General features: G+C 67.5%; 19 protein-coding genes. 9 read left to right on the plus strand and 10 right to left on the minus strand.

The features are described 5' to 3' along the window. Positions 1-30 precede the first annotated feature (30 nt). Together FOE78_RS06920 and FOE78_RS06925 are read left to right on the plus strand one after the other, a co-directional pair. Entirely contained in the window at positions 31-1,629 is a 1,599-nt protein-coding gene (locus tag FOE78_RS06920) for an outer membrane protein assembly factor BamB family protein (RefSeq protein WP_143985641.1), read from the plus strand. 122 nt (positions 1,630-1,751) lie between these two features. After that, positions 1,752-2,984 carry an ATP-binding protein gene (locus FOE78_RS06925; protein WP_210414857.1) on the plus strand — a complete coding sequence of 411 codons (1,233 nt, stop codon included), beginning with the start codon at positions 1,752-1,754 and terminating at the stop codon, positions 2,982-2,984. Between the two features lie 7 nt (positions 2,985-2,991). Here the strand turns inward: FOE78_RS06925 and FOE78_RS06930 are convergent, their stop codons facing one another. The 3 genes from FOE78_RS06930 to FOE78_RS06940 form a co-directional block, all read right to left on the minus strand. Further along, on the minus strand, positions 2,992-4,668 hold the full coding sequence (locus tag FOE78_RS06930) for a phospho-sugar mutase (RefSeq protein WP_143985643.1): 1,677 nt from the start codon (positions 4,666-4,668) through the stop codon (positions 2,992-2,994). Further along, positions 4,665-5,492 carry a purine-nucleoside phosphorylase gene (locus tag FOE78_RS06935; protein WP_210414858.1) on the minus strand — a complete coding sequence of 276 codons (828 nt, stop codon included), beginning with the start codon at positions 5,490-5,492 and terminating at the stop codon, positions 4,665-4,667. Before FOE78_RS06935 ends, FOE78_RS06930 begins: the two co-directional genes overlap by 4 nt. A 115-nt stretch (positions 5,493-5,607) precedes the next feature. Next, positions 5,608-5,925 (minus strand): hypothetical protein, encoded by a 318-nt coding sequence (locus tag FOE78_RS06940; RefSeq protein ID WP_143985644.1) that lies wholly within the window; start codon positions 5,923-5,925, stop codon positions 5,608-5,610. Positions 5,926-6,078: 153 nt separating this feature from the next. On the opposite strand from FOE78_RS06940, the gene FOE78_RS06945 reads away from it, so the two are divergent. Continuing rightward, positions 6,079-7,437, plus strand: coding sequence for an aminotransferase-like domain-containing protein (locus FOE78_RS06945; RefSeq protein WP_210414859.1), 1,359 nt, complete (start codon positions 6,079-6,081; stop codon positions 7,435-7,437). 7 nt (positions 7,438-7,444) lie between these two features. Here FOE78_RS06945 and FOE78_RS06950 read toward each other — a convergent pair whose 3' ends face one another. Both FOE78_RS06950 and FOE78_RS06955 read right to left on the minus strand, forming a co-directional pair. Then, positions 7,445-8,038, minus strand: coding sequence for a universal stress protein (locus FOE78_RS06950; RefSeq protein ID WP_143985646.1), 594 nt, complete (start codon positions 8,036-8,038; stop codon positions 7,445-7,447). After that, positions 8,035-9,435, minus strand: coding sequence for an MFS transporter (locus FOE78_RS06955; RefSeq protein WP_143988641.1), 1,401 nt, complete (start codon positions 9,433-9,435; stop codon positions 8,035-8,037). Before FOE78_RS06955 ends, FOE78_RS06950 begins: the two co-directional genes overlap by 4 nt. 296 nt (positions 9,436-9,731) lie before the next feature. Between FOE78_RS06955 and FOE78_RS06960 the strand changes: the two genes are divergently transcribed. From FOE78_RS06960 to FOE78_RS06980, 5 genes are read left to right on the plus strand one after another with little or no spacing between them, the layout of a single operon-like run. Beyond that, entirely contained in the window at positions 9,732-10,754 is a 1,023-nt protein-coding gene (locus tag FOE78_RS06960) for a carbohydrate kinase family protein (protein WP_168207413.1), read from the plus strand. A gap of 34 nt (positions 10,755-10,788) precedes the next feature. Then, positions 10,789-12,201 carry an NAD(P)H-quinone dehydrogenase gene (locus FOE78_RS06965; RefSeq protein WP_143985648.1) on the plus strand — a complete coding sequence of 471 codons (1,413 nt, stop codon included), beginning with the start codon at positions 10,789-10,791 and terminating at the stop codon, positions 12,199-12,201. A gap of 2 nt (positions 12,202-12,203) precedes the next feature. Next, complete coding sequence (locus FOE78_RS06970; protein WP_143985649.1) at positions 12,204-13,127, plus strand: NAD-dependent protein deacetylase; 924 nt, start codon at positions 12,204-12,206, stop codon at positions 13,125-13,127. Between the two features lie 29 nt (positions 13,128-13,156). Continuing rightward, entirely contained in the window at positions 13,157-14,065 is a 909-nt protein-coding gene (locus tag FOE78_RS06975) for a 3' terminal RNA ribose 2'-O-methyltransferase Hen1 (protein ID WP_143985650.1), read from the plus strand. Next, positions 14,062-16,128, plus strand: coding sequence for a polynucleotide kinase-phosphatase (locus tag FOE78_RS06980; protein ID WP_143985651.1), 2,067 nt, complete (start codon positions 14,062-14,064; stop codon positions 16,126-16,128). The genes FOE78_RS06975 and FOE78_RS06980 overlap by 4 nt, the downstream gene beginning before the upstream one ends. A gap of 92 nt (positions 16,129-16,220) precedes the next feature. Here the strand turns inward: FOE78_RS06980 and FOE78_RS06985 are convergent, their stop codons facing one another. The 3 genes from FOE78_RS06985 to FOE78_RS06995 all read right to left on the minus strand — a co-directional run bounded on the left by FOE78_RS06985 (position 16,221) and on the right by FOE78_RS06995 (position 18,942). After that, the gene (locus FOE78_RS06985; protein ID WP_323125687.1) at positions 16,221-17,609 is read right to left on the minus strand and encodes an IS1380 family transposase; all 1,389 of its coding nucleotides are present in this window, start codon (positions 17,607-17,609) and stop codon (positions 16,221-16,223) included. Between the two features lie 149 nt (positions 17,610-17,758). Continuing rightward, entirely contained in the window at positions 17,759-18,655 is an 897-nt protein-coding gene (locus tag FOE78_RS06990) for an IS3 family transposase (protein ID WP_143985652.1), read from the minus strand. Continuing rightward, positions 18,652-18,942 (minus strand): transposase, encoded by a 291-nt coding sequence (locus FOE78_RS06995; RefSeq protein ID WP_143985653.1) that lies wholly within the window; start codon positions 18,940-18,942, stop codon positions 18,652-18,654. Before FOE78_RS06995 ends, FOE78_RS06990 begins: the two co-directional genes overlap by 4 nt. A 106-nt stretch (positions 18,943-19,048) precedes the next feature. On the opposite strand from FOE78_RS06995, the gene FOE78_RS07000 reads away from it, so the two are divergent. Continuing rightward, positions 19,049-19,543, plus strand: a complete 495-nt coding sequence (locus FOE78_RS07000) for a hypothetical protein (protein ID WP_266095008.1) — start codon at positions 19,049-19,051, stop codon at positions 19,541-19,543. Positions 19,544-19,610: 67 nt separating this feature from the next. Here the strand turns inward: FOE78_RS07000 and FOE78_RS07005 are convergent, their stop codons facing one another. Further along, on the minus strand, positions 19,611-20,438 hold the full coding sequence (locus FOE78_RS07005; protein ID WP_143985655.1) for a hypothetical protein: 828 nt from the start codon (positions 20,436-20,438) through the stop codon (positions 19,611-19,613). 147 nt (positions 20,439-20,585) lie between these two features. Beyond that, on the minus strand, positions 20,586-22,343 hold the full coding sequence (locus FOE78_RS07010) for an acetyl/propionyl/methylcrotonyl-CoA carboxylase subunit alpha (RefSeq protein WP_210414860.1): 1,758 nt from the start codon (positions 22,341-22,343) through the stop codon (positions 20,586-20,588). Positions 22,344-22,374 lie beyond the last annotated feature (31 nt).

Here is a 22,374-nt window from a genome sequence, read left to right on the forward strand (position 1 = left end):
TGCCCCGCCGGGCTGGGACAATTCCCGATCGTGGCTGAACAGCAACCCCAGGAATTCGGTGACGGCCCGGCAGAACGACCGGACCGGTGGCTCGCTCCGGGTGAACACGCCGAGAACCCCGCCGGATCCGGGATCCCGAACGCGCCGCAGTCGGGCGATCCGACCTCCGTCCCGGAGCGGTACCGGCCGAACTTCCGCCCGGTACGAGGTGGCCGTGGCATGCGCTCGCCCGGCCGTACGCGGATCGGAGGCCGGATCGGAATCGTGGTCCTGCTGGTGCTGGCGGCCATCACAATCGCCGGAGTGATCTCGAACCTGAACCGCTCCGGCGAGGTCGACCGGCCGAGACCGTCGGCCACCGGATTCAAGGAGCTGCCGACCAAGATCAACTGGAAGGTCGAGCCCGCGCAGCTGCGATCCGACCTGACCGAGCCCCGGTTCATCTCCTCGGTTGACGGTGACTTCAGCGGCTCCTACGTCGCGGCCACCGCCGATGTCTGGCTGACGATCACCGGTCGGGAGAACGCCACCGACACCATGGTGCATGCGCTGAATCCCCAGACCGGGAAGGAGATCTGGCATCGTCGGCTGGACGGGGTGCTGTGTGACGCCGAGGCGCCCGCCTCGGGCATCGTCTGCGCCTCGGTGCTCTCGCGCGATCCGCAGACCGGGCTCGGCACCCGCTGGCGGCTGCATCGAATCGATCCCGCTGACGGCAGCGACCGGAAGACCGCCGACATCAACGGCTGGCTGACGGCAGTTCATCGCAGCGGGAACCAGTTCATCGTGCTGGAACAGCGTCAGCCGGCGCCGCACGCCGTGGTGCGCGCCTTCGACGTCAAGGACCTGACTCCACGATGGAGTCGCGATCTGCTCCGGCAGCCGGGCCAAGCCGAGATGTTCAGCGAGAACAGGATCATCAAACGGCCGGAACCCGAACGGCAGGGTCTGGCGCTCGACCGGCCGCGGTTCCGCGACGTAGGGCACGGGCTCGTCGCCGTCTGGGCCGGGCAGCGGACCGCGTTCTTCAACGCCGCCAGCGGGAAGTTGATCATGATGCCGCACTGCTCGCGGCTGGTCGACGACGGGCAGCGATTGTGGTGCAACGAACCGGCCGGCGCGGCCTCGTACAGCTACAACGGCAAGTTGTTACACCGAATTCTCGGTCCGCGGCTCGCCTTCCCCTACGACAACGGCATCGGGGTCGACCGCAACCGGCCGATCTTCCTGAACGACTCCGGCGCTCCGGTCTCGGTCGACCTGAAGACCGGCACGGTCGGCGGCGCGTACGGCGGCCCCGGCGCGGGATCGGCATTCGGGATGAAGACGATGCCGAGCGCGTACACCGTCGGCCGCTACACCTTCCTGGTCGGTGAGGGCGGCGCCATGCTGCTCGATCCGAAGCAGGACCGAGCAGCATGGCTGAATCCCGCCGCCACCCACACCGACCTGCCGATCCTGCTCGGCGATCGGGTGCTGGTCGGCGACTTCCACTGGACCGTGCTCGACCTCGCCACCGGCAAACAACAGGCGACGGTCCACCCCGACGCCGGCCTCTACACGGTCGCCATCGGCGACCACGTCGCCGGCATCGGCCCGGACAAGATCTCCGACCTGCAGCTCGGCTGAGCGGTCGGACGAAGCACTTGGGCCGCTCGGGGGCGACGGTCAGGTGCATGGTTCTGGTACTCGGACCTGCATAATTTTGGTACTCGATGGTGTGTGAAATTGGTAGTCTCTCCGATATGGGCTTGTCTGACGCCATCGACTATCGGCGACGCATCGTCGATGACGTCCTGGACGAGCGCTTGGCAAGCGATCCCGCGATCTTGATCACGGGACCTCGCGGATGCGGCAAGACGACCACCGCATCGCGCAGGGTAGCCAGTGTCGTACGGCTCGACGTGCCCGGCGAAGCTGAGGCATTTCGAAGCGATCCGGATGCCGCAATCGGTCGGGTAGCGGGCCCAGTTCTGCTCGACGAGTGGCAACAAGTGCCGGAGGTGCTCGCGGCCGTGCGACGAGCCGTGGACGCAGGCGCGGGCCCGGGCCAATATCTGCTGACCGGAAGCATGCGGGCCAACCGTGGGCCCAGTCTCTGGCCGGGGACCGGTCGGATCGCCCGAGTGCGGATGGAAGGTCTCACCCAGTCCGAACAGCGCGACCCGGACGGGTCGAACGACGTCATGGCACGCTTGCTCCATCCCAGCGACTCTCTCGGCCGTTCGAGATCGAAGTTGCCCGACTACCTGGACCTCGCAGTGCGCGGCGGTATGCCTGCCGTCGTCCTGCGAGGCCGAAGCCCACTTCGTTGGTATGCCGATTACCTCGACCAGTTCATCGACAGGGACGTTCCCGAGACCGGCACCATTGCAGAACCGGACCGGCTTCGTCGCTATCTGGTGACCCTGGCGGAGTCGACCGCAGGGACGCCGACTACGTCGACCTTGCTTCAGGCTGCTCGGATCAACGCGAAGACGGCCGCCCGCTATGACGTGATCTTGACCGAGATGGGCATCCTCGAAGTCGCTCCGACCTGGTCGAGAAACAGGCTGAGCCGAATCGTCAAACAGGGCAAGGTCTACCTGACGGACACCGGTCTGACGGCAGCGGCGCTCGAGGTGGATGCCGACGACCTGCTGGCAGATGGCGGCCTGTACGGCCGGATCACCGATGCTTTCGTGGCTGCCCAAATTCGGCCGGCGCTGGCCGTCGGATCGATAGCGCGACGCTTGTATCACCTGCGTGATCAGGGCGGCCGGCACGAGATCGACCTGATCCTCGATCTTGGTCGCCGGGGAATCGTGGCGATAGAGATCAAGGCTGCCGCGAGCGTGACGCCGCAAGATGCCCGGCATCTCGCCTGGTTGCGTGACCAGTTGGGGGATCAATTCGCCTCCGGTCTGGTCCTGCACACCGGGCCGGACGGATATGAGCTCGGCGATCGCATCGTTGCAGCGCCGATCAGCTTTCTGTGGTCGTAGCGCAGCCTCAGTTGAGGCCGAGGGCGGCTGCCATCTCTTTTCGCAGCTGACGCAGGACGCCGGCGGCTGTCGTCTGCGCGTCGTCGACGCTGCGATCCTCGGTCGGCACCCGGGCCTCGAGGTAGCACTTCAGCTTCGGTTCGGTGCCGGAGGGGCGGGCGACGACCTTGATCGATTCGCCGGTGATCAACACGCCGTCGGTCGGCGGCAGCACCCCGGCCGGACCAAGATCAACTCCTGCTGCCAGGTCCTGGACGGTGACCGGCTGGTCGGCCAGCTCGGTCGGCGGATGATCGCGCAGCCGGGTCATCGCATCGGCGATGATCGTCATGTCCTCGACCCGGACCGACAGCTGATCGGTGGCGTGGACGCCGTAGCGAGCGCTGATCTCGTTCAGTCGGCCGACGACGGTCTGCCCGTCGGCCTTCAGTTCGGTGGCGATCGCCAGCACCCGCAGCAGGGCGGTGATGCCGTCCTTGTCGGGTACGGCGGCGGAATCGCAGCAGTAGCCGATCGCTTCCTCGTAACCGAACGCGAGCTCCGGCACTCGGCCGATCCACTTGAAGCCGGTCAGCGTGTACTGGAACGGTTGATCATGGTCGGCGGCCATCGTCTGCAGCAGTGAACTGGACACGATCGAGCAGGCATAGCGGCCGGAAACCCCACGGCGCAAGGCGTCATCGGCCAGCAACACCCCCAGTTCGTCGCCGCGCAACATCCGCCAGCCGTGATTACCGGCCGAGGGGTCCGACACCGCCACGGCGCAGCGGTCGGCGTCGGGATCGTTGGCGATCACCAGGTCGGCCTCGGCCTCCGTCGCCCTGGCGATGGCGAGATCGAGGGCGCCGGGCTCCTCGGGGTTGGGGAAGGGCACCGTGGGGAAGTCCGGGTCCGGGTCGGCCTGTTCCTTCACCACCTCCGGTTCGTCGAAGCCGAGTCGGCTGACCGCCTCGGCGACGATCCGGCCGCCGACGCCGTGCATCGGGGTGTAGACCCAGGACAGTGACCGCGGGGTGCCGTCCGCGATCAGGGAGGTCGCCCGGTCGAGGTACGCGTTGATCAACTTGTCGCCGACGACGCGGTAATCCTGCGACCGTGGCACCCGATCCAGTGGCTGCGCGGACACCAAGTCGATCTGCGCGGCGATGTCGGCATCGGCGGGCGGCACGATCTGCGATCCGTCGCCCAGATAGACCTTGTAGCCGTTGTCCTGCGGCGGATTGTGCGACGCCGTCACCACGACGCCGGCCACACACTCGAAGTGCCGGATGCCGAAGGCGACCACTGGCGTCGGCGTCGGTGCGGCGGTGATCAAGGCGTCGAAACCGGCCGCGGCCATGATCTCCGCGGTGTCGGTGGCAAACAACTGTGACTTGTGCCGGGCGTCGAAGCCGATGATCACCCGGCCGCCGCCCAGTTGTTGATCTTGGAGGTAGCGGGCCAATCCAGCGGCTGCCTGGCCGACGGTGACCCGGTTCATTCGATTCGGTCCGGGGCCGAGCGCGCCGCGTAGCCCGGCGGTGCCGAAGGTCAGCCGGGCACCGAACGCGTCCTCCAACTCTCGTACGGCTTCGGTGTCTGCGTCCTCGGCGGCGTTCACCAACCGATCGAGTTCAGCGACCGTGCCGGGGTCGGAATCCTGAGCACGCCAGGACGTGATCACGTCCTCCAGATCCGAGCTCACAGCAGCCCTGCCAATCCACGCAGCAACTCACGGAGCCGATCGGTCGCGTCCCGGCCTGCCTGGACGACCTCGGCATGGTTCAACGGTTCCGGTGCGATGCCGGCCGCCGGATTGGTGACCAGCGACAGACCGAGCACCTCCATCCCGGCCTCGCGGGCCGCGATCGCCTCCAGCGTGGTGGACATGCCGACCAGATCGCCGCCGAGGATGCCGGCCATCCGCACCTCGGCCGGAGTCTCGTACTGCGGGCCGCGGAACTGCACGTAGACCCCCTCCGGCAACTCGGGGGCGACCTGATGAGCAAGATCACGAAGCCGGCGCGAGTAGACCTCGGTCAGGTCGATGAAGGTCGCACCCCGCAGCGGACTCTGCCCGGTCAAATTGATGTGATCGGTGATCAGCACGGGTGTCCCGGGCGACCAGGCCGGATTCAAACCTCCGCAGGCGTTGGTCAGCAGCACAGCGGTGGCACCCAGCGCCGCCGCCGTTCGTACGCCGTGCACGACCGCCTCGACGCCGTGTCCCTCGTAGAAGTGGGTCCGGCCGGTGAAGATCAACGCAGACTTGCCGTTCGGCGTACGCACCAACCGCAGCGCGCCGCCGTGCCCGGCCACCACCGGTCTGCGAAAGCCCGGCAGCTCGGCCAGGTCGCAACTGGCCAGCACCTCGCCGACGCCGTCCGCGGCCGCAGCCCAACCGGAGCCCAGCACCAGGGCCAGGTCTGTTCGTTCGACACCGTGACCGGCAAAATTCAGCCGTCCGCGAGCAACCTCGGCGGCCCGTTCGGCCGTCGGTTGCGGATCCTCGATCAGCGCATCAACCACACCGGCACCCTAATGCCGTCCTGGCGCCGCTTCCCGCGCATCGTCGGTTCTCCCGCGCAGGTTGGTACTTGCGCGGCAGCGCCGTGGGTGCGCGGGAGCCGATATTCGCCGAGCTTCACGCAGCCCGGGACTGGTCCGGCCCGTGGTGACGATCGAGCTTCGGGTCCGGCGCCTCCAGCAGCTCGGCCCGAGCGCGGTCGAAGGACGAGGCCTCGACGATCTCGCCGATGACGCGGCGAACCGCCCGCAGACCGGAGGACGAGGCCACCGTGCGAACGTCTTCTCGTACGCGTCGCAGGTCGGCATCGTCGTCGGATTCGGCGGGGGCCCAGTCGAGCTCGGTGCTTCGCCGGTGCGTCCGGCCGAGCAGCAGTACGACGCCCATGACCAGGGCGATCAAGATCATCCAGCTGACAACATCAAAGGCGGACATGACATCCACGCTCTCGTCCGACTGATGCAAATCCTAAGCCAATCTCCTAGGATTGGTCTGCAAATGGAACCAATTGAGATTGTTGATCGGATGGGCCGATGGTCGTCAGGCCGCGGCCGTCTCTCTGCGCTCCTCGCACAACGGCTGCGGGCGATGATCGACGACGGTGAACTCGGGCCGGGCGAACCGCTGCCGACCGACCGGGCGTTGGCTGCCGCGCTGGCCGTCGGCCGGAGCACCGTCGTCGCCGCGTACGAGATGTTGCGCGCCGACGGCCGGATCGTCCGCCGCCAGGGCAGCGGCACCCAGGTCGCCGGGGAGCGCCCGCCCGATCGGCCGCTGATCATTCCCGACGCCGAGACCAGCGCGCCGATCTTCCTGCAGCAGATCGAGCCGACCGCCGGAGCCATTCCGTTGGCCTGTGCCGCACCGACCAGGCCGCCGCAGGCCCTGCTGGACGCGCAGCGCACCGTCCTCGATCGGCTGCAAGGCACGGACCCGGACGCCGTCGACTTCGGCTACTTCCCGGCCGGCCACCCGCTGCTGCGCGAGGCCGTCGCCGACCACTACCGGCGGGCCGGTCTGCCGACCGCGCCGGAGGAGATCCTGATCACCAACGGATCGCAGCAGGCGATCAGCCTGATCACCCGATTGTTGATCACGCCGGGGGATCGGGTGCTGGTGGAAGCACCCACCTACCCGGGAGCGCTGGAGGTGTTCCGGGCCGGCGGTGCGGAGTTGGTGCCGTTGCCGCTCGGGCTGCCGCACTTCGACAAGTCCGCCGAACGGCACTCGGCCGCGTTGGGCTACGTGGTGTCGATCTTCCACAACCCGACCGGATCCGTGCTGGGGTCGCTTCCCGGTGAGCGGCTGGCCCGGTCGGCGGATCGCAGTGGGACCTGGCTGATCGACGATCGATCCCTGTCGGAGTTGGTCTTTCCGGGCGTCGAGGTGCCGCGTCCGTTGGCGTTGCACGCCGACCGGGTGATCACCCTGGGATCGTTGTCCAAGATCATCTGGGGCGGTCTGCGGGTCGGCTGGATCAGAGCGTCACGGACCTTGATCAATCGCCTGGTCCGGGTCCGGGCCGTGCACGACATCGGTGGCTCACCGCTGACCCAGCTGGCCGCAGCCGAGCTGATCGATGATCTTGCTCGGCATCGCGACGAGATCGGTCGGCAACTGTCGGCCAAACATGATCATCTGTGCGAGCAGCTGTCCCGGCGGCTACCCGCCTGGAGGTTCACGCGGGCGGCCGGCGGGCAGAGTCTGTGGGTACGGATTCCCTACGGAGACGGGGATTCCTTCGCCCAGGAGGCAATGCGGCACGGCGTCGCCGTGCTGGCCGGCAGCGGCCTGGACGCATCCGGCGGCGGCACCCAGCACCTGCGTCTGCACTTCCAACTGTCCACCGACCTGCTGACCGATGCGGTGGCGCGATTGGCGGAGGCCTGGCAGGTCTACCGGCCGCCCGCCGAGCCGTTGGTGGATCGGCCGAAGCTGGCGGTCTGACCGGGCGTCACTGCTCGGATCCGCGACCTTCGGTCTCCTCGCGATGCGCCGGGGGTCTGATCCCCGGCCGACCGGCACTCGCGGCCGAGTCCATGATCCCGCGCGCCAGCCACTTGCCGGCACTGATCAGCGGGCTGTCCGGCTGCTGGGAGATCCTCGGCGGCATCACCACCACCGGGCAGGCGGCGTTGTAGACCAGGCGATGCGCCAGCATCGGGGTGCTGAAATCGGTACGCCGCGGGGCGTCGATCACCAGCAGCGCGGCGATCGTGCTGAGCGCGGTCAGCACCGACAGCGGCGTACCGTCGCGGACCTCGCAGAACGCCTCATGATCATCACCCAGCGCCTGCCGGACGTCGTCCGCCAACGCGGACTCGGCGTATTCCCGTTCACCCGCTACGTCCCGGCTGACGACCGGCGGTCGCCCGGCCGCAGCAGACGGCGGGTGTGACGGACGCCAGGCCCGGACGGCAAGCAGGCTGGCCTGCCAGCGTACGGCAGCATCCGCACCCCAGCGCAACGCAGCCGGCGAGTGGCTGGTGTTGCTCACCCCGACCACGATCAGCGGCCGATCCTGATCAACTTCCGACTCGATCGTCATCGCCGCTCGCCCGCCGCAGGAAGATCAACTTTGGACAGCGGATCGGCGACGTCCTCCAACGACTGACCCTCGGCGTTGACGCCGAGAAGCAGTGCGACCAGTCCGCCGATGATCATCAGCGCGGCGCCGATGAAGTAGCCGATCATCAACGGCGTACGGCTGGAGAAGTCACCCATCAACGCGCCGTAGATCACCGGCGCCATCGCCCCGGCAGCCTGGCCGATGCAGAAGAAGTACGAGATGGCCTGACCGCGGACCTCCAGCGGGAAGATCTCGCTCACCGTCAGGTAGGCCGACGAAGCGCCGGCGGAGGCGAAGAAGAACGACACGCACCAGAAGATCGTCTGGGTGGTCGCGGTGAGCAGATCCAGCTGGAACAGCACGGCCGACAGCGCCAGCACCAGACCCGAGATCAGATAGGTGCCGAAGATCATCTTCCGTCTGCCGACGGTGTCGAAGAAGTGCCCCAGCAACAGTGGGCCGAGCAGATTGCCGATCGCGAACGGGAAGAAGAAGTAGCCGACGTTCGCCTCGCTGATCCCGTAGAAGCCCTTCAACACGTTGCCCTGGGAGAAGAAGATCGCGTTGTAGAGAAAGGATTGCGTGATCATCATGGTCAGGCCGAGAATCGTTCTTCGCGGGTACTTGACGAAGAAGATCCGGACCAGCTCCCTCAGCGCGACCCGCGGATAGTCGACTACCGCGATCGCCTTGGACTCCGGTACCGGCTCCAGATCCACACCCTCGGATCGGACCTGTTCCTCGATCTCGTCCACGGTCCGGTTCGCCTCCTCGGCGTGACCGTGGGTCAGTAACCAGCGCGGACTCTCCGGGATGTGACGTCGCAGATAGATGATGATCAAGCCCAGCACCGGGCCGACGAAGAAGCCGATGCGCCAAGCCCAGTTGGGCGAGAACAGGTTCTGGGTGACGATGGTGGCGACCGCACCGAGGGCGGCACCGGCCCAGTAGGTGCCGTTGACCGCGATGTCGACCCGGCCGCGATAGCGGGACGGGATCAGCTCGTCGATCGCGGAGTTGATTGCGGTGTACTCGCCGCCTATGCCCAGGCCGGCAATGAAGCGGAACACCCACAACATCCACATGTCCAGCGACAGGCCGGCCAGGCCGCTGCCGGCCAGGTAGATCGCCAGGGTGAGGATAAACAGCTTCTTCCGGCCGATGCTGTCGGTCATCCGCCCGAACACCAACGCGCCGACGATCTGCCCGACCAGGTAGACAGTCGCGGTGAAGCCCACCTGGGTGGCGTTCATCTTGAATTCCTGGGCGAAACCGCCGGCCGAGACCAGCTGGATCTCCAGGCCGTCCAGGATCCAGGAGACGCCGAGTCCGACGACGACCGACCAGTGGAACTTGGTCCACGGCAGTCGATCCATCCGGGCGGGGACCAGGCTGATCACGGGTTCTTGCGCTGTTGCTGTCACGCTGCCTCCCTCGGGTCTTGATCATCGACGAGACCTCGGGTGCCGCGGCGGGGTAGCTACCTCGTCGTTCGGTACTCCGCTGACGAGCCTAACGATCGCACCCGGCCGCTGGCGACCCCCAAGATCGGCAGAGGCAGATTGGGCGGCGGCCGGGAACCGGCCGTGAAGCCGGTTCGGCGCGGTTCGTCGGCGGGGAGCCGTCCGCTGTGAAAGATTGGGCGCAGCGAGCGGACCCGACGGGAGGAAGTGTGGCGGACGAGCCGATCGACCTGCTGTTCTCCGGCGCGATCTTCTGCGACCTGGTGTTCGCCGGCGTGAGTAATCCCGAGGCAGGCACCGAGGTGTACGCCGACGGGTTTGCCATCTCGCCCGGTGGCGCGGCGAACACCGCGGTCGCGGCGGCCCGGCTCGGTCGTCGTACGGCGTTGTTGTCCGAGCTCGGCGACGACCTGCTGGGTGAGACGATCCGCCGCTCGCTGGCCGAGGAGGAGTGTCTCGACGTCGGCTGGATCGCCGAGCGACACGGCTACCAGACCCCGGTGACGGCGGCCATGACCGGTCCACGGGACCGCCGCTTCGTCACCTACGCCGAGGACGAGTGCAACCTGGACTGGCCGGTCGATGCACCCGCAGTCAGCGCCGCACACGTCAGCGTGGACGGCAACCTGCGCCCCTGGGTGCGGCGGCTGCGCGAGTCCGGGACGTTGATCTACGGCGGCGTCGGCTGGGACGACTCCGGGCTCTGGAGCGAAGGCATCCTGGAACGCTTGGACCAGGTCGACGTGTTCGTACCCAACGACGTCGAGGCGATGAACTACACCCGAACCGCCACCGCCGCCGAGGCCGCGGTGGCGCTCGGCCGCTACGTCGGGCTGGTCGTCGTGACCTGCGGCCGGGACGGCGCGATCGCCTACCAGCGCGGTACCGGTGAACTGGACCGGATCGAGGCGGTGCCGATGCGGGCCGCCGATCCGACCGGAGCCGGCGACGTCTTTGTGGCCGCGCTGATGACCAGCTTCGACGTCGGCTGGCCGCTGGCGCAGCGACTCCGATTCGCCAATCTGTGTGCGGCGTTGTCGGTGCAGTCTCTCGGCGGTGCCCGCAGCGCGCCGACGCTGAGCATGATCGAGCGTTTCCTGACCTCACAGACCGTGGCCGACGAGGACCTGATCCGGGACGAACTGCCCGAGGGGGATCAGTTGCTGCGGGTGGACTGGAAGCCGGGCGCCGAGTGGGATCCGATCATCGATTGGCTGCGGACGCGGCGTTAGCCGCGCGAGGCGGGCCGTGGAACAATCCCGTTCTGTGACGCACGTGGTGATCATCGGAGGCGGTCCGGGCGGGTACGAGGCCGCACTGGTCGCGGCGCAACTCGGCGGCCGGGTCACCCTGATCGAGCGCGACGGACTCGGCGGCGCCAGCGTGCTCACCGACTGCGTACCCTCCAAGACGTTGATCGCCACCGCCGAGTTGATGAGCGAGATCAACGACTCCGGCGAGCTCGGGCTGCGGTTCGGCCCCGCCGGAGATCCGTCCAGCACCGCTGCCGTCCGGGTTGACCTGGCCGCGGTCAACCAGCGGGTGCTCGGTCTGGCCCGGCGGCAGTCCGCCGACATCGACGAACGGCTGCGCCGCGAGGGCGTCGAGATCATCGCCGGCACCGGCCGGCTGGACGGTCCGCAGCGGGTGATCGCCGCGACCGCCTACGGCGAGATCGTGCTGGACGCCGACGTGGCGTTGCTGGCCACCGGCGCGCATCCGCGAGTGCTGCCCGACGCCGTACCCGATGGTGAACGGATCCTCACCTGGACTCAGCTGTACGGGCTGACTGAGCTTCCCGAGCGGCTGATCGTGGTCGGCTCCGGCGTGACCGGCGCCGAATTCGCCAGCGCCTACGACGCTCTCGGCGCCGAGGTGGTGCTGGTCTCGTCCCGGGACCGGGTGCTGCCCGGCGAGGACGCCGACGCCGCCCGAGTGCTGGAGGACGTGTTCAGCCGCCGCGGCCTGACCGTGATGGGCAAGTCCCGCGCGGCCGCGGTGCGCCGCGACGGTGATCGGGTCACCGTCACCCTCACCGACGGTCGGGAGGTGACCGGATCGCACTGCCTGCTGGCGGTCGGCTCGATTCCCAACACCGACGGGCTGGGCCTGGAGACCGCCGGGGTGGAGACCGACGACCGCGGCAACATCCGGGTGGACAAGGTGTCCCGCACCACCGCGCGGTGGGTGTACGCGGCCGGGGACTGCACCGGAGTGCTGATGCTGGCCTCGGTGGCAGCCATGCAGGGCCGGATCGCGATGTGGCATTCGCTCGGTGATGCGGTCGGTCCGCTGGATCTTGCGTCGGTGTCGTCGAACGTGTTCACCGCCCCCGAGATCGCCACCGTCGGGGTCAGCCAGCAGCAGGTCGACGCCGGCGAGTTCGGCGCGGTGTCGGTGAAGCTGGCGCTGAAGGGCAACCCGAGGGCCAAGATGCAGGGCGTCCGGGACGGCTTCGTCAAGATCTTCTGCCTGCCGGTGACCGGGATCGTGGTCGGCGGCGTGGTTGTGGCCCCGAGGGCCAGCGAGTTGATCTTCCCACTGGCGGTCGCGGTGGCCCAGCGGATCACCGTTGATCAACTGGCACAGGACTTCACCGTCTACCCGTCCATCTCCGGTTCGCTGTCCGAGGCGGCCCGGCGGCTGCACGGTCATGATCAACTTCTGCGGAATCCGTGATCATGGTGGTCCCCAGGCCCACCAATCTGCGGTTCGGATCGGACTGGCAGCCGAGCGCTCCGGAAGTCCTGGCCCGTCCGCTCGGTGATCAACTCGACGCCGTGGCCCGGTTGCTGGACGGGCGGCGTTGGACCTGTCTGACCGGCGCCGGGATCTCCACCGACAGTGGGATCCCGGACTACCGCGGACCCGGGTCGCCGCGCGCGACGCCGATGATGTACGCCGAATTCGTCGGCGCCGAGGCCAACCGGAAACGCTACTGGGCCAGGAGTTTCCTGGGCTGGCAGCGGATGCGGGCCGCCCACCCCAATGCCGGTCATCGTGCCCTCGCCGAGCTGACGGCGTACGGCCTGAACGGCGTGATCACGCAGAATGTCGACGGCCTGCATCACGCTGCCGGCAGCGACCCGGTGATCGACCTGCACGGCCGGATCTCCCGGATCGTCTGTCTGGACTGCGGCCGGCTGAGTTCGCGGGCCGCCTACCAGGATCGCTTGCTGGCTTTGAATCCCGACGTCCGCGCCGAAGTTGATCTTGCCCATGCCGAGCTGCGGCCGGACGGTGACGCGGTGGTGGAGGACTGGAGCGGATTTCGGGTGGCGCCCTGTCTGAACTGCGGCGGAGTGCTGAAACCGGACGTGATCTTCTTCGGTGAATCGGTGCCCAAGGATCGGGTCGAGCAGTGCTACCGGCTGGTAGACGCCGGCGACGGGTTGCTGGTGGCCGGATCGTCGCTGGCGGTGATGAGTGGACTGCGGTTCGTCCGGCACGACGCCAAACACGACAAGCCGGTGATCATCATCAACCGCGGCGCCACCCGCGGCGACGACCTGGCCACGATCAAGATCGACTCCGGCACCACCGAGGCACTGACCGCCCTCCACACCCGACTTGTCAGCCTCAGAGGTCGCTCTGGCGCTTCCTAGCGCTGACAAGTCCGTGGTTGGACGGCAGAATGAGACATCTCTACGTCCTGCTGCCCGTGCTCGGTGGCCGCAAGCACTACTGGGTCGGTCCGGACGAGGTCGACAAACTGCTCCGAGCCGGCGCCGGTTGGTTGCCGGACCATCCGGAGCGGGAGTTGATCATGAACCGCTACCTCGCCTTCCGGCACGGCTACGTGCAGGACGCGACCGACCGGCTGCTGGGTGTCGATGTCGGTCACCTCCCCAAGGGTCCCGAGCCTGTCGAAGGACCGGTAACGCAACCACGGCGAACGCTGGCACAAGGACGACAAGGGGCCGTGCTGGAGTTGTTGATCAAGTCCGGTGCTCGCCGAGTAGTTGATCTTGGTTGCGGTGAGGGCACACTGTTGCTGCAGTTGGCGCGGGATGCGCAGTTCGTCGAGATCCTCGGTGCCGACGCCTCGCCGCGCGCGTTGGATCGGGCCGAACGCCGGCTGTCCGAGGCGCGGCTGAGTGAACGGCAGCGCGAGCGGATCAGGTTGCGTCAGTCCTCGGTGACCTATCGCGACCCCGAGTTGGCCGGCTTCGACGCGGTCGTGTTGATGGAGGTGATCGAGCATCTCGATCAAGATCGAATTCCCGACCTGGAACGCACCGTGTTCGGTGCGGCCCGGCCGAGGGCGGTGATCATCACCACGCCGAACCGCGACGCCAACACGGCATTCGCCGGGCTTGCGGACGGCGGACTGCGCCACCGGGACCATCGCTTCGAGTGGAGTCGTACGGAGTTCGCCCGCTGGGCCGACGAAACCGCCGCGGCGTACGGCTACGACGCGAGTCTTCACGGCATCGACACCGACGGCCTGGCAGACCTGAACACCGCGCTCGGGGCGCCGACGCAGGCTGCCGTCTTCACCCGCCACGCATCGAGCAACTCGGCGGCGGGTGGTTCCCGATGACCACCAGGATAGAGATCCCCGAGTTGTCGCTGGTGGTACTGATCGGCGTCTCCGGCTCGGGCAAGTCGACGTTTGCTCGTGATCATTTCGGTCCGTTCGAGACGATCTCCAGCGACTTCTGCCGGGGTCTGGTGTCCGGCGACGAGCACGATCAGACGGTCTCCGCCGACGCGTTCGACGTACTGGGCTACATCGCCGGCAAACGGCTGGCCGGCGGCCGGTTGACCGTGATCGACGCCACCAGCGTCACCGTTCAGGCTCGTCGTCAGTTGATCAAGCTGGCGCGTGATCATGATGTGTTGCCGACCGCGATCGTGCTGGACACACCGGTGGAGTTGGCGATGGAACGCAACCGAAGCCGACCCGATCGCGATTTCGGCGAACACGTGGTGCGGCGACAGCATGATCAACTTCGCAGATCGCTGAAGGGGCTGGCCAAGGAGGGTTTTCGGAAGGTTCACGTGCTCGGCCCGGAGCAGGCCGCCGACTGCGAGATCGTCCGAACCCGGCTGTTCAACGATCGGCGCGATGATCATGGTCCGTTCGACGTGATCGGCGACGTGCACGGCTGCCTGTCCGAGTTGCTGCTCCTGCTGGAGAAGCTCGACTACCGGATCGAACGCGATGATCATGGACGCGCCGTGGACGCGAGCCATCCGGACGGCCGGCGCGCGCTGTTCCTCGGCGACCTCGTCGATCGCGGCCCGGACACGGTCGGCGTGCTGCGGCTGGCGATGGGGATGACCGCGGCCGGGCACGCGCTGGCGATCACCGGCAACCACGAGGAGAAGCTGATCCGGGCACTGTCCGGCCGGAAGGTGACCGCGAGCCACGGGCTGCAACAGACCCTTGATCAACTTGCAGCCGAACCGGAAGACTTCCGGCAGCAGGTACTGAGCTGGTGCCGGGAGCTGATCGCACACCTGGTGCTGGACGACGGCAAGCTCGTGGTAGCCCATGCCGGCCTCAAGGAATCCTTCCACGGCAGGGCTTCCGGCAGAGTGCGGGCCTTCGCGCTGTACGGCGACACCACCGGTGAGACCGACGAGTACGGTCTGCCGGTGCGGCTGCCGTGGGCTCAGCAGTATCGCGGTCAGGCGATGGTGCTCTACGGCCACACGCCGACGCCGGAGCTGACCTGGATCAACAACACGCTCTGCCTGGACACCGGCTGCGTGTTCGGCGGCAAGCTCAGCGCGCTGCGCTACCCGGAATCAGAGACCGTCCAGGTGCCGACCGAGAAAGTCTGGTACCAGCCGGCCAAGCCGTTCCTGGCCGACGGCTCACCATCGGCTGCGAACGGCGCCGAGCGCGCTGGAGATGATCTTGAACTGTCCGACGTGCTGGGTCGCCGGGCGATCGAGACGAAGGTACATGGCCGAATCACCGTCTCCGAGGAGCAAGCAGCCGGCGCGCTGGAGGTGATCAGTCGGTTCGCGTTGCATCCGCGGTGGCTGAGTTACCTGCCGCCGACGATGGCGCCGGCGCCGGCGACCGGACGCGCAGATCACCTGGAGTATCCCGACACCGCGTTCACCACGTACGCCAAGGCCGGTGTCGAGCGGGTGATCTGCGAGGAGAAGCACATGGGCTCCCGCGCGGTGATCATGGTCTGCGCCGACGAGGATGCGGCCCGCCGCCGGTTCGGTTCCCAAGCCCACCGGACCGGCGTGATCCATACCCGGACCGGCCGGGCGATGGCCGACGTCGAGCCGACCGAGGAACTGCTGAGCAAGATCAGAAAGGCGATCACGGCGGCCGGGATCTGGGACGAACTGGCGGCCGACTGGTTGCTGCTGGACGCGGAGCTGTTGCCGTGGTCGTTGAAGGCCGACGAGCTGCTGCAGGATCAGTACGCCGCCACCGCTGCCGCCGCGCGAATGGCCCTCGGCATCACCGGTGATCAACTTCGGCTGGCCGCCGCGCGCGGACTCGACGTGGTCGAGCTGATCGGCAGGACCGAACAACGCCAACGGTCCACGGAGGCCTTCGCGGCGGCGTACCGGCGCTATCAGCCTCGATCTTTCGTCTGGCTCGTTGTTGATCATGGTTGTAGTGGTTGAGGCTTCGATCGATGGTGTGGGCAGGGGTGGGCTCCGGCGCTGTGTCCGCCGGTTCTCCGTGGTCCTTGGTCGTTGGGGTCGGGGCTGGTTGGTCAGGCGGTGCTCAGGCTGGTCCAGGCGTGGTCGATGTAGTGGTTCCAGGGCCAGCCGCGTGGGAGTCGCAGGAGGTGTCGGCGGCTGGTGTGGATGATGCGTCCGGCCACGGCGAGGATGCGGAAGCGGAGTCGTTTGGGTTCCCACCGGCGGATGTCGGCGGTGGGTTCGAAGGCCAGGGTCTGGGTCCAGGCCAGGAGGTCGGCTGCCAGGGCGACGATCTCGACCCAGATCCGGTTCTGGTTGTAGCCGTGGAAGGGCAGGTTGCGTAGTCCGGTGTCTTTCAGGGCGCGGATCCGGTCTTCGCAGCGGGCGCGTTGGCGGTGTCGGACTTCCAGCACCGGGATGGTCCAGCCCGGGCCGCGGGTGTTGGTGGCAAAGCAGGTGACCCGCCAGCCGTTGTGATCGGTCAACCTCAGCTGGGCGCCGGGATGGGGCCGTTCCCGGCGGGCGATCACCCGCATCTGGGCCGGCCACTCGTCCTGGCCACGGGTCAGGGGTGGCATCCACCGGGTGAGTTCGGCGACCTCGGCACCCTCACGCCGATCACCGTTGCTGTCCAGGGCCGGCTGCCAGGCCTGGTCCGGGATCGTCTCGATCGCGGCCGCGACCCGGTTGCTGGCCTTGAACCCGACGCTGTATTCCAGACCGGCAGCGATGACGTGGTCGAGGAAGTCTTTGTTGCCTGGTCCGGAATCGGTCCGCACCAGCACCGCGTCGCGTTCACCGGGCGGGAGTTGAGCCAGGGCGTGGTCCAGGGTGTTGATGTGGTCGGCACTGTCCATCGCCGAGGCCCATCCCGGCCGCAGATCGATGGCCAGCGTGTCGGCGGTGCCGTGTTCGCCGTGATCGACGAACGCGCAGATCGGATGGAACCCGTAACCCCGCTTATAGGTCCGGCCGGCGCCTTGTTTGTCCGAATGCGCGGTCACCAACGTGGGATCGATATCGATGATCACCTGCCCGCCATCGCGCTGCCCGGACGGTCCCGACACCGGCCGCCGCCGGGCCCAGACCCGGCCCCGGGCCGTCGCGTGAACCGAGCGGATCGCGGTCACCACCTCATCGACATCGGCGGCCAGTGTTGTGAACAGTCGTGAGATTATCGGGTCCGAGGCCACCGGGCCGAACACCTCAGGCTGGGCCCGGACCGCGGCCACATCGGCCAGACAATCCCCACCCAGGGCGACCGCGACAGTCACATCGAGCAGGATCTTGCCCGGATCATGCACGTAGCGATCGGCCCGCCACCGAGCCAACGCCCTCGACAAGGCCCGATCCAGACCGGCAGCCCGGATCGTCTCGGTCAACAACAACGCACCCGACGACGAAATCAACGACTCACGCCTGGGATCAAGAACCAGTCCGCCACCTCGGTTACGCTTCACCTGCGGAGTGCCTTTCCCCTTGGATGATTCACGACTCAGACAATCGCTAGTCTTCCAAGCAGGACAGGCACTTCCGTGTTTCAACCCACGGTCACAACACCAAGATCACGAAATATTGAGATTTCCCCGAAATCGTGAAGGGTTTCGGTTTAGGCCGCTGCCGGTTGGTCAGCGGTGATCATCTCGTACTCATCGGGCGGCAGCAAGGCTGCGCTGCTGTGCCGACGTTGGACGTTGCAGAACCGGTGGCACCAGGCCAGTACGACCTCCTTGGCCTGGGCCTTGGTTTCGAAGTGGTGGCGGGACAGGACCTCGTGTTCGAGGGTGGAGAAGAACGACTCCGCTGCCGCGTTGTCGAAGCAGGAACCGACCCGACCCATCGACTGACGGATCCCGAGTTTCCCCTTACACAGCAGGGTAAACTCCTTCGCAGTGTAGGTCGAGCCGCGGTCGCTGTGGAAGATCACCCCCTCGATCTGCTGGCGTCCCCCGCGGACCGCCGCGGCGATCTTGATCGCAGCACAGGCCAGCCCCGCATCGGGATGATCCCCGATCGGGCAGGCCAGCAGCTTGCGGGAGTACAAATCGATCACCGTGGCCATGTAGAGCTTGCCCTCATCGGTCGGGATCTCGGTGATATCGCCACACCATTTCCGGTTCCGCGCCGGCGCGGCGAAGTCCCGCCGGACCAGGTCCGGGAACTTGGCCGCCTTGCGGTCTTGCTTGGTCAATCCCTTACGGTGTTTGCGTTTCCTGCCCTGCAGGCCTTGGCGGGCCATCGAGTCGGCGACCGTGTTGTGGCCCACCCTCCAGCCGGCATCGACCAGATCCCGGTGGATCCGCGGTGATCCGTAGGTACGACCGGACGCCTCAAACATGGCCAGCACCGCAGCATCCAGCTCGCGGCGACGCTGCTGTCGGTCGGTGACCGGGGACTTGATCCACTTGTAGAACCAGCCGATCGACAGGCCGAGGATGGCGCAGCAGACCGCGATCGGGACGCGGTAGAAGGTCCTCTGGTCGGCGATGAAGCGTGCCACGCTCACCTCATCGCCTCCTTCACCCACAGGACCACGGAACGCTTGAGAACATCACGCTCCATCCGCAGCTCGGCGTTCTCCGAGCGGAGCCGCTTCAACTCGTCAAGATCATCTTTGGACAGGCCATTGACGCCTTCACGCTGTTCACGATCCCGGGCCACCCAGTTGCCCAGGGTGCCCTCGTTGACCCCCAGGTCACGGGCGACCTGCGCGATCGACTTGTTGGACTCGTGCACCAGCCGCACAGCGCCCTCGCGGAACTCCGCGTCGAACTTCCGTCGCTTCTCTGGCATGACAACTCCTCATAGTGCATGCCTTCACGAAAGTGGGGGATTTCCATATCGAGGTCAGTGGCCGACGGACGGTTGGCTGGGAGTCCAGCTTGCTCCGTTCCAACTGTTGGCCGGCGGGGAGCGGACCTTCGAAGATCATGATCATGGTTGGCATCTCGGGTTCGCCGACCGGCTGGTGCAGGCCGACCCGGAACTGTTCCGGCGTACTCGCCGACTGATCGTCGACACCGGTTCGGCGCGGTCGATCGACGACGGCATCGCCTGGTGGACCGAGCTCACCGCACGGGGCGGCGAAGGCATGGTGGTCAAGCCGTACCCGAATCTGATCCGGAGCAAGGACGGGTTGGTGCAGCCGGGGTTGAAGGTCCGCGGTCGCGAATACCTGCGGTTGATCTACGGTCCGGACTACCTGGAGCCGGCGGAGTTGGCGCGGCTCAAGCAGCGCCGGTTGGGGCACAAGCAGTCCTTGGCCCTGCGGGAGTACGCACTGGGGCTGGAATCGCTGCGCAGACTCGTGACCGGGAAGCCGCTGTGGCGCATCCACGAGGCCGTCGTCGCCGTCCTCGCCCTGGAGTCGGACCCGGTCGACCCCCGTCTCTGACCAGAGTTGTCAGAAGGTGGTTGGGCTATAACCCAACCACCTTCTGACAAGTCGGAGAGGGGTGCGGTCAGCCGCCGAAGATGTCGCCGAACATGTCCCCGATGCCGTCGCCGATGTCGCCGATGCCGTCACCGATTCCGTCGAACATGTCGCCGATGCCCTCGCCGATCCCGCCGATACCCTCGCCCAGGCCGTAGAACAGGCCGCCCATCGAGTTCATCCCACCGAACAGCAGACCGCCGACCATCATCCCGGTCAGCATGTCCGAGCCGCGCCAGTTGTTGTAGTAGCCCTGGGCCCATGGCGCGTAGGCCGGGCCACCCTCCCAGTACGGCACCCGCTGGGCGCCCATCTGGACGGTACGGATGTACGGATCGGCACCTGCCAGCACCCGTTCGGCGTCGGCGGCGCAGGCCGGGACGTCGCGGACCGCTCCGCCCGTGGGCGCCCACTGCACGTTCTGCACCGAGGGGCCGTGGGCCGGATTGAAGAAACACGGCGGCCGCTTCTGCGGCAACGGCTTCGCCTCCACCCGCGCCTTCACGCAGGCGATCGCGTACCGACCGTCCTCGAGGATCTCGGTGACGTGCCGGATCTCCTCCGGCTTCTTCACTGCGAACAGCGAGGTCTTGGAATCCTCGTACGCATCGAGCGCCCGTTGGTAGTCCTGCTGCATCGCCTCGTCGAGCGGATGGCCGGCGACGTCGGTGTCCAGCCGCTGCAACTCCTCGCCGAACTTGGTCACGTCCTCGTCCGCCGCCCGCTTGGAGGTGGCCAGTTGGCTCTCCAACTCGGCCCGAGCCTCGGCCTCGCGCCGCAGCGTCGCCTTCCGGCTGTACAACAGGGCTCCGCCGCCGACGACGGCAAGGATCAGCAGCAGGACGATTGGTTCCATGGCGCCCAGTCTGCCAACCGGTCCAAGTGGACCGGATCCACGGCCCTGTTTATTAAGTCATTCTTGGGGCGAGGACCTTGCGACGATCAGGGATCGGGACCTGCCCCGCTGCGCGACGGCCGTCCCGAGACGATCGACCCGGCGCGATCAGACGATCTCGCAGATCACCGAACCGCTGGTCACGGTCTCGCCGACCGCCGCGGACAGTCCGGTGATCTTGCCGGCGCGATGGGCCGACAGCGGCTGCTCCATCTTCATCGCCTCCAGGACGACGATCAGGTCGCCCTCGGCCACCTCGTCGCCGTCGGCGACGACGATCTTGACGATGGTGCCCTGCATCGGTGAGGTCAGCGCGTTGCCCGAGGCCGCTGCCGCCCCGCCCGCCCTACGCTGCCGCTTCGGCTTCTTGGTGGCGGTGTTGCCGGGAGCACTCATCGCGCCCAACTCGGCGGGCAGTGCGACCTCCAACCGCTTCCCGTTCACCTCGACCACCACGGTGGTTTTCTCCGCCGCCTCGGGCGCCTCGCCGACCGGACCCGCGTACGGCGGGATCCGGTTGTCGAACTCGGTCTCGATCCAGCGCGTGTGCACGGCGAAGGTGCCGTCGGCCGCGACGAAGGCCGGATCCTCCACCACCGCGCGGTGGAACGGCAGCACCGTCGGCATGCCCTCGATCTCCAACTCCGCCAGGGCTCGCCGGCTGCGAGCGATCGCCTCGGTGCGGTCGGAACCGGTGACGATGATCTTGGCCACCAGCGAGTCGAAACTGCCCGGCACCGTCATGCCGGCGCGATAGCCCTCGTCCACCCGGACTCCCGGACCGGACGGCGGCTGCCAGCGGGTCAGCGTGCCCGGCGCCGGCATGAAGTTGCGGCCCGCGTCCTCGGCGTTGATCCGGAACTCGATCGAGTGCCGGCGGATCTGCGGATCGCCGCCGGTCAGCTCCGCGCCGTCGGCGATCCGGAACATCTCCCGGACCAGGTCCATGCCGGTGACCTCCTCCGAGACCGGATGCTCCACCTGCAGTCGGGTGTTGACCTCGAGGAAGGAGATGGTGCCGTCGACGCCGACCAGGAATTCGCAGGTGCCGGCGCCGACGTAGCCGGCCTCGGACAGGATCGCCTTCGACGCCGAGTAGAGGGTGGCCAGTTGATCATCGGTGAGGAACGGCGCCGGCGCCTCCTCGACCAGTTTCTGGTTGCGTCGCTGCAGCGAGCAGTCCCGGCTGGACACCACCACCACGTTGCCGTGCTCGTCGGCCAGGCACTGGGTCTCCACGTGCCGGGGATGATCAAGGAAACGCTCGACGAAGCACTCGCCGCGGCCGAAGGCAGTGACCGCCTCGCGGACCGCGGAGTCGAACAGATCCGGGATCTCCTCCATCGTCCGGGCCACCTTGAGGCCGCGGCCGCCGCCGCCGAAGGCCGCCTTGATCGCCACCGGCAAACCGTGCTCCTGCGCGAACGCAACGATCTCGTCCGCGTCGGCGACCGGGTCGGCGGTGCCGGGCACCAACGGGGCGCCGACCTTCTGGGCGATGTGCCGGGCCTGCACCTTGTCCCCGAGGGCGTCGATGGCTGCCGGCGGCGGGCCGATCCAGGTCAGTCCGGCGTCGATCACGGCCTGGGCGAAGGCGGAGTTCTCGGCCAGGAAGCCGTAGCCGGGATGGACCGCGTCGGCGCCGCTGCGCCGAGCGGCGTCGATGATCTTGGTGATGTCCAGATAGGTGTCGGCCGGCGTGCTGCCGCCCAGCGCGTACGCCTCGTCGGCGAGTTGCACGAACAGCGAGTCGGTATCGGGCTCGGCGTAGACGGCGACACTGCCGAGTCCGGCATCGGCGGCGGCGCGGATCACTCGGACTGCGATCTCGCCCCGGTTCGCGACCAGAACCTTGCTGATACCCACGTGACATCTCCTCCTGGTAGCTGCGGGCCGA

This window comes from Microlunatus elymi, from assembly GCF_007362775.1.
Lineage (GTDB): Bacteria > Actinomycetota > Actinomycetes > Propionibacteriales > Propionibacteriaceae > Microlunatus > Microlunatus elymi.

Coding starts and splice junctions, on each gene's coding strand:
- FOE78_RS06945 (WP_210414859.1), top strand. CDS start 6,079: ATGATCGACGACGGTGAACTCGGGCCGGGCGAACCGCTGCCGACCGAC.
- FOE78_RS06970 (WP_143985649.1), top strand. CDS start 12,204: ATGGTGGTCCCCAGGCCCACCAATCTGCGGTTCGGATCGGACTGGCAG.
- FOE78_RS06950 (WP_143985646.1), bottom strand. CDS start 8,038: ATGACGATCGAGTCGGAAGTTGATCAGGATCGGCCGCTGATCGTGGTC.
- FOE78_RS07005 (WP_143985655.1), bottom strand. CDS start 20,438: ATGGAACCAATCGTCCTGCTGCTGATCCTTGCCGTCGTCGGCGGCGGA.
- FOE78_RS06975 (WP_143985650.1), top strand. CDS start 13,157: ATGAGACATCTCTACGTCCTGCTGCCCGTGCTCGGTGGCCGCAAGCAC.
- FOE78_RS06940 (WP_143985644.1), bottom strand. CDS start 5,925: ATGTCCGCCTTTGATGTTGTCAGCTGGATGATCTTGATCGCCCTGGTC.
- FOE78_RS06955 (WP_143988641.1), bottom strand. CDS start 9,435: ATGGATCGACTGCCGTGGACCAAGTTCCACTGGTCGGTCGTCGTCGGA.
- FOE78_RS06995 (WP_143985653.1), bottom strand. CDS start 18,942: ATGCCAGAGAAGCGACGGAAGTTCGACGCGGAGTTCCGCGAGGGCGCT.
- FOE78_RS06980 (WP_143985651.1), top strand. CDS start 14,062: ATGACCACCAGGATAGAGATCCCCGAGTTGTCGCTGGTGGTACTGATC.